The following is a 7,542-nucleotide window of genomic DNA, read 5'->3' as shown; positions in this document are numbered from 1 at the left end:
CGAGAGTGAATGCAAGATTCGATGTCGAGTTACTTCTTGCCATGCCTCGTGATAGAAAGTGATTCACTAGAAGCGGATAACACCGTTCACCTTCACTTGATGTACCGCGCCCGCGATCTCGAACCAGAACGAGCCGCCGCGATATTCGCGGTTCGCGCGATCGCTTGGATTTACCTCATTGCGAGACAGGAAGGACGTACCGAACAGCGGCTCGCCACTGTCGGCTGTCGCGATGATACCCATACGTGCAGATTCCAACAGCACGTTGATCACTGCGCTCTCGATTTGGACAATACCTGCATCGGTGTACGGAATTTTGCTCGATTGATTGAGCAAATTCTGAATTTGCATTTCCATGCGGGCACGCACATAATCACGCGCCATAATGACATCGATATATTCACCGGACAGCGTCTTGCCTTCCGAAGTTCGAGCCTCGCCCTGCTTGTTCACGTACGTAATTGCGCCGCTGTCGTGAATTTCCATCAATTCGCCAGCTGTTACCTTCATCGCGTCGATGCCTGTGCACTTCTTGAACTTCCACGTCACAGAGCCCACTTCCGCAGAACCAACCGAACCTACGAGCGCGGCTTCTGGATATACCGCGGCATCCGCGTGATAGAACACGACCGTACGCGTATAAGCCTTGGACTTCAGCGCTTGAAGCTTCGTCTTATCAGCAGTACGTGTAAAGAACAGACGGTAATCTTCCTTCTCAATCTCTGCCGCCAACGCCTCAACTACAGCATCGCTATTATCAGAGGAGAGCAGGTAGTACCAGCCGTTATCGACTACAGAACGAAGGCGAGCTGCCGGTTCCTCCTTCTCATCGCAAGCTGTAATCGCAATGCGAGCTGGCGAGCGGTCGCCTTGTCCAAAGAGCGCCTCCGCCATTTTGTATTCCGCTGTCGTATCCGCGAAATCATCCTTGACCGCCTTGAGATCCCCGTATTCTTTATAGGCAGAGCCTCCGGCCTTTTTCCCGATAATAAGCGGCATTCCGAAGGACAACCGACCTGTAGGCTTTTGTAAATCAATCGTTACTTGTACGTCTTGAATTGACATGAACAATCACTCCTTCTTTTCGTTTCGTTGTAATTCCACTTTTTCGATGAATGTAAAGTTTCGCTCGAAGCGATCCTTCATGCGAAGCCTAATGCGGAGACCTAGTCCGGCAGTCGGCTCCGTCTTCCACTGCGCTGGCCCCATATGCACCTGCACGGCTGGGATTGTCGTCAAGCACTCCAATCCTTCCGTCCACTGCCAGCCGAGCAAATCCCGGCAGCGTTCCACCATATCCATGCGATCCTTGGAGCGAATGAGAAGCAGCCATTCCATCTCAACAACCTTCTCAATCATCCCTTGTGACTCCGCATGATGGGGCGAGCAATCGATGTAGGGCTCAGCCACGTCGTACGCGATAAGCGGCTCGGTCTGATCCGCCTTCAGGCCGTCCAAGGGAACAACTGGCATGTTCAATGCCTTCCCCATGGGCACGAGCCATCGTTCTACAATGTCGCGATATACAATCAATCCACATCACCTCCCTTCATCTACTGGGAAAATTGTTAATCTTGCATCCTGCTCATTTGCTAATCGGCCATCCTAACAGAGTGTCATGCTGCTTGCTTGAAATCAACGAAGGCAGCTTCCTTTCTGCTCACGATGTCCACGTTAATAGTATAAAACGGCGAACACATGTTTGGTTTAAACTGCTTTTATAGTTTCTTTTTGATTTGTTTTTAATTATTTATAGGAACAAATGTTCTTGTTTTTGTGGTATAATGGGAATACCTGCCCACGGTGTTCCATTTCGATGCTGGACCCAATAGATAAATAGGAAGTACACAACCTCGAGTATGAATGGAAACAAAGGAGGCCTTGCCTAATGATGATGGGATTCATAGACATGCCAGAACATGAAGCGATGGATGCGAAGCAAGCAAAAGCACGAATTGATGAGGTATTTGCCAAATACAGAATGTGTAAAGTGATGAAGTTCGCAGTTCGCGAGGCGCGGATTACAACGAATTATGAAGCGAGAGAAAATGGCGCGACGAACCGGGTCGGCGACCCGACTGCAGCAGTAGCGGTCTATAATACAGATAGAGCGAGCGAATGTCTGGCGTTTTGCGAGCTGATTGAGTCCATCGTGCACGAATTGGAGCCGGACGAGCAGCTGCTCATCCGCGAGCGATATATGAAGGAAGCTCGCATGACGGACACGAAGGTGTACAATTTCCGATTCGATCCCCCGATAAGCGCCGTAACCTACGGACATATCCGCAAGCGCGCATTCGCCAAGCTGCTGAATGCCTTCCAGTACGCCTTTCGTTCGACCAAGACATCATAATGCATAGAGATATACTGAACGTAAACAAGCCGACCAGGATGCCATCATCTTAGGTCGGCTTGTTCGTATCTTGCTAGAGTGAATGGATACGACATCTGACAAGCAGGAATACTTTTCTGTTGCACATTCGCATTTAGGTTACTATAATAGTAGTAACTTTTTATTCAATCAGAAAGGAATGTCTCTCTTGAACTTTCGTGTATATATTTTGGCAGTAGCCGCATTCGTCGTCGGCACGGTAGAGCTTATTATCGGGGGAATTCTCGATCAGATAGCCGCGGACTTGAACATTACCGTCAGTGCAGCCGGGCAGCTGATTACGATCTTCTCGATTGCCTTTGCGATATCGGCACCAATATTAATGAATCTCACAGCCAAATTTGAACGCAAAAAACTGTATATTGTCTTTTTGTTCATCTTCCTAATCTCGAATCTTATCGTGGCGTTCAGTTCGAATTATGCTACATTGCTCGCAGCCAGAGCCTTGTCGGCATCCAGCGGCTCGCTGCTTATCGTGTTGTCCATCACGATTGCCTCGAAGCTCGTCCAACCGGAATATAAAGGGCGCGCCATTGGCGTCATCTATATGGGCATCAGTGGATCACTCGTCTTAGGCGTTCCTATTGGTATGGTTATCGGAAATGCATACGGATGGCGGGCGCCGTTCCTGCTAGTTGTGGGACTGACTGCAATTGCAATGCTAGGGATTTATGCCTTCTTATCGAAGGTTCCCCCTTCCGAGGTTACGACCCTGCGTACACAGTTCGCTTCATTGAAGAATGCGAAGCTCGTCAGCGGTCATCTTATTTCGTACTTGATGCTGACAGGGCATTTGACCCTCTATGCATATCTGACTCCATATTTACAGGAGACGTTCCAGCTTAGTCCAGGCATGACCAGCATTGTGTACTTCTTGTTCGGCTTGGCAGCCGTATCTGGCGGAGGGCTTGGCGGCTTGATGGCGGATAAATGGGGAACAAAACGCTCCATTTTGCTGATTGTATCAAGCTTCGCGGTGATCATGTTTGTCCTGCCACTGACGGCACAAGTATCGTTCTACGTCTTCTTGATTGCGATGGTGATTTGGAGTGCGCTCAGCTGGGCATTGTCCCCGGCGCAGCAAAGCTATCTCATGCAGACTGCTCCCGATACAGCTGACATCCAGCTCAGCCTGAACTCATCGGTGCTTCATCTTGGTATTGCGAGTGGTTCTGTCGTTGGCGGACTTGTCATTGAACAGAGCTCTGTAGCCAATAATGCATGGGTCGGCTGCCTGTTCGTCCTGCTGGCGCTGGGAAGTGCCATGTTCTCCCTGACTCGTTCTTCCCGAGTTAAGGCCAATACAGCCGCTGCAGCTGAATAAATGAAGCAAGCCGAAGGCAGTTGATATGATACAAATTCCACGCTCTGGAATTGTAAATCCACGGGTTCAAATTTGGTTAATCACTTGGTTAATTGGATGCGAATTTATATTCATTGCGGGCGGATATTAAGCCCAAAAAACGACACTCTACTCCGAAAATTGGTATAGAGTGTCGTTTTTTATTTTTCATTTTAGGAAATTTGATTTCAGTTACATTTCATTAACATGAAAGCGTTGACACGATACAAATTGTATCATATATTCTAAGTGAACCGCCATCATTTTCAGAATATGTAAGGAGGTGTAAATAACCCGAGAAATGCTATCTATCATTTTGAGAAAAGGAGTGCACAGCCGATTGAAAAATTTACGTTTATTTGTAAGTCGTTTGCTAGTAGTCGTATTGACGCTATTTTCCCTACTCTTTCCGATTTCCGCATACGCATTTGATTCACAAGCACAATTGACAGGCCAGGCACTGAGTCCTGAAATGCGTGCAAAGATGCAGCAGATTGTTGATCAGAATAAATTTACAGAAGGTCAAGAGCCTGTACTCCATCCCGATTTGCAAAACCTTACTGACGACAAGGAAATTTCAGTTATCGTCCAATTATCCGAAGCCCCAGTAGCTCTAGCGAAGGGTATGAGTATGCTTGAGGGCAAATCATTTACTGCAGCCTCAGAACAGAACACGAAACAAAAGATCAATAAACAGCAACAAAGCTTTGTCAGCCAATTAAGTAGCAAGAGTATCAACGCTAACGTGGGCTTTACATACAATTATGCGTTTAATGGGGTCTCCCTTAAAGTAAAAGCAAGTCAAGTGGAACAGTTACTTAAGATGAAAGGTGTACAAATGGTAGAGCCTGACGTGGAAGTTCACGCTCTGGGGGTAGAGTCCTCAAAACTGCCGGATAGTGAAATCCATCCGAACATGAACACGAGTAATCCATTCCTTGAAGTTCCATCTGTATGGGCCTTAGGCTATACAGGCCAAGGAGTTAAAGTAGGCGTTATCGACACCGGAATTGATTATACTCATCCAGATTTAAAAGACGTTTATAAAGGCGGACATAACTTTATTACGCAAGTAGTAGACGGTTCCGATACGGGATACGCTCGCACTAGAGGAGACGATCCGTATGAAACTACGCCGTTGGATCACCCTGATAATAGACCGTGGATTCACCCTACTACTGGAAATCCTTTTAATACCTCACATGGTACCCATGTTGCCGGGACTATTGCAGCTCAAGGCCAAAATCCTTTTGGCATAAAGGGACTTGCCCCTTCCGTTGAATTGTATGCTTATCGCGTGCTGGGCGCGTATGGAAGCGGCTCGAATTCAGGGGTTATCGCAGGTATTGATAAAGCCGTCGAAGAGAAGATGGACATTATCAATCTATCTTTGGGCGGATCTACCAATAGCCAAGTTGCTTCTGACGCGATCGCCATCAACAATGCAGTTCTAGCAGGTACGACAGCAGTCCTTTCTACGGGGAATTCAGGTCCAAATAGAGGGACGATCGGCAGTCCGGGCACGGCAGCCTTCGCGATATCGGTGGGCAACTCTACTGTTCCGGAAAAAACGATGGCCGGAAAGGCTACTGTAACTCTAGACAAAGCGGGAACGGTCACACCATATATCATGAATTTGATGGCATGGAAATTCGGCACAGACCCGAAAACCATTTTGACCGGAACGTATGATGTCGTCGCAATCCCTGGCGTTGGTAAAGTGACGGATTACGTAGGTCTGAATGTGGCAGGCAAAGTCGCTCTCGTTGCCCGCGGAGATATTGCCTTCGTGGATAAAATCGCGGCAGCGAAAAGTGCAGGTGCCGCAGCGGTTATTGTTCACAACTCTGCGGGCGGAACGAATACTCCAGGACCATCGGGGGCCTTTGTGGGAGATTCCTTCGCGTCCATCCCAACATTTGATATGTCCTACACGGACGGCAGCGTACTGCGAACGGCTCTTGCGGGCGACTCAGGTACCGTCACCTTCGGAGAATTCACCACCGGTACGACTTTAAGTGACGATATCAATAATTCAAGTTCGCGCGGACCTGCCAATCCGGTCTTTGATATTAAACCGGACGTGGTGGCTCCAGGAACTAACATCATGTCATCGGTTCCTGCATATGGCAAAGATTATCTCGATAATCAAGGACAGCCTCTGCCTAACTACCCTGACTATTCCGAATCCTACGACCGTTATACAGGAACGAGTATGGCGGCTCCGCACGTAGCGGGGGTTGCGGCTTTGCTTAAATCGCAGCATCCGGATTGGACTCCGTTCGATATTAAAGTCGCGATTTCGAATACGGCCAAGCAACTGGACGTAACGAAATACGACGTCTTCTCTCAAGGTCCGGGACGTATTCAGCCGCTTAAAGCAGCGACAACTGAAGCGCTCGCGTATGAATTGGATCAAACCACTTTCTCCAATAAGACTTATGACTACACCAAGGGAACAATCACCTTCGGCAATGTATCTCCGAATACGAACAATCCAACAACGGTATCACGATCTATTCTTGTTAAAAATGTAACGGGAAGCCCAAGCGACTATACGGTATCCGTCCAAACGACGAAAGCGGCGACAGGTACGCTTGCGAGCTCAAGCGTGACAGTCGACAAGTCCAGCTTTACGTTAAACGATGAACAAAATTTGACCGTGACGCTAAATGTTCCGAAAGGGACTGGAGCAAACGGTAACGAAATGCTGGGTTACGTAAAGATTACAAACGGTACGACAAATCTAATTCTTCCCTTCGCGGCGAATTTCGCCCCACCGACGGGATTGAAGACCTTTACGATAGACAGCAACCATATCTCTCCGAACGGGGATGGCAAGCTGGACAGCACAACTGTGAGATATGAATTCCACGATAGGCAAGGAACTTCATACATTCAACTTTATGATCTAAACAATATGAGCGGCGGATATTACGGAGACGGTACTATCGGATGGATTATGAACGGCAGCGTGACAACGGGAGCAAAGACGTTAACCTTTAACGGTATGTATCATCAATGGGGTCAGCCGGGAACGACGCTGAACACAGCTGTTCCAGAAGGCGCCTATGCCATGGAGATTGTAGGGCAATCCTCTTCAACAGGAGCAGTGACAGGGGATTGGATTCCGGTGTATGTCAAGACGAGCAAGCCAAAATTCGTTTCTCCCGACAGTTTAAATGTTACGGGTTCGAATGTGCAGTTCTCCGGCTCGATCGACGATTCATACGTGAAATTCGGACCAGTTGTTGAAGAAGAATTGGGCTTGGCCTACAACGTTAACGACAACTTGCATGTGAAATACGAACTATTGGACAGCGACGACAACTTGATTTCCTCGCAACCTGTAAAGCTTGATCAAAATGGCAATTTCGATATCACGTTAAGCGGTTTAACGACCGGAGCGAACAAGCTGAAATTGCTCGTAGACGACGCGGAGGTAATCATGCGGAGAAAGTTGTTACGATTACTAGCGCAGATCCCGTGTTAAGTGGAATTAAAGTACAGCCGGAGGCTCTAACCTTAGGTGTCGGTTCCACTGCAAATCTTACGGTAACAGCTCAATATGTTGACGCAGACGGCAAGCCATTCCCAGTAAGTGTTAGTGACGTCACGTATGGGGCCATCTATGCCGATTACGATCTCAGTGTCATAGACGTTGTCTATGGTAAAGTAACGGGGGTAGGAGAAGGCAGCACGACGATAACGGTAGCTTATGAAGGGAAATCGGCTTCAGTACCCGTCACTGTCACTTCGACCCCAGTCGATCCTGTATTAACGTCGATTTCGGTATCGCCGGACAGCG

The 7,542-nt window shown here is 48.1% G+C and carries 6 protein-coding genes; 4 read left to right on the top strand and 2 right to left on the bottom strand.

From position 1 onward, the window contains the following. Positions 1–66 precede the first annotated feature (66 nt). Positions 67–1,065, bottom strand: coding sequence for a DUF3383 family protein (locus BBG47_RS26760; protein ID WP_065294280.1), 999 nt, complete (start codon positions 1,063–1,065; stop codon positions 67–69). A gap of 6 nt (positions 1,066–1,071) precedes the next feature. Continuing rightward, positions 1,072–1,533 (bottom strand): hypothetical protein, encoded by a 462-nt coding sequence (locus tag BBG47_RS26755; protein ID WP_021254395.1) that lies wholly within the window; start codon positions 1,531–1,533, stop codon positions 1,072–1,074. Positions 1,534–1,888: 355 nt separating this feature from the next. On the opposite strand from BBG47_RS26755, the gene BBG47_RS26750 reads away from it, so the two are divergent. The 4 genes from BBG47_RS26750 to BBG47_RS26735 all read left to right on the top strand — a co-directional run. Then, positions 1,889–2,353 carry an ArpU family phage packaging/lysis transcriptional regulator gene (locus tag BBG47_RS26750; RefSeq protein ID WP_065294279.1) on the top strand — a complete coding sequence of 155 codons (465 nt, stop codon included), beginning with the start codon at positions 1,889–1,891 and terminating at the stop codon, positions 2,351–2,353. Positions 2,354–2,531: 178 nt separating this feature from the next. Then, positions 2,532–3,716 carry an MFS transporter gene (locus BBG47_RS26745; protein ID WP_065294281.1) on the top strand — a complete coding sequence of 395 codons (1,185 nt, stop codon included), beginning with the start codon at positions 2,532–2,534 and terminating at the stop codon, positions 3,714–3,716. Positions 3,717–4,074: 358 nt separating this feature from the next. Beyond that, positions 4,075–7,227, top strand: a complete 3,153-nt coding sequence (locus BBG47_RS26740) for a S8 family serine peptidase (protein WP_175400652.1) — start codon at positions 4,075–4,077, stop codon at positions 7,225–7,227. Beyond that, positions 7,221–7,542, top strand: a 322-nt coding sequence (locus tag BBG47_RS26735) for a hypothetical protein (RefSeq protein WP_217492535.1), incomplete at its 3' end; no start/stop codon positions are given. The genes BBG47_RS26740 and BBG47_RS26735, both read left to right, overlap by 7 nt.

The sequence above is a fragment of the Paenibacillus sp. KS1 genome (assembly GCF_001680695.1).
Taxonomy (GTDB): Bacteria; Bacillota; Bacilli; order Paenibacillales; family Paenibacillaceae; genus Paenibacillus_B; species Paenibacillus_B suaedae.
This window is presented reverse-complemented; position numbering and strand designations above follow the sequence as displayed.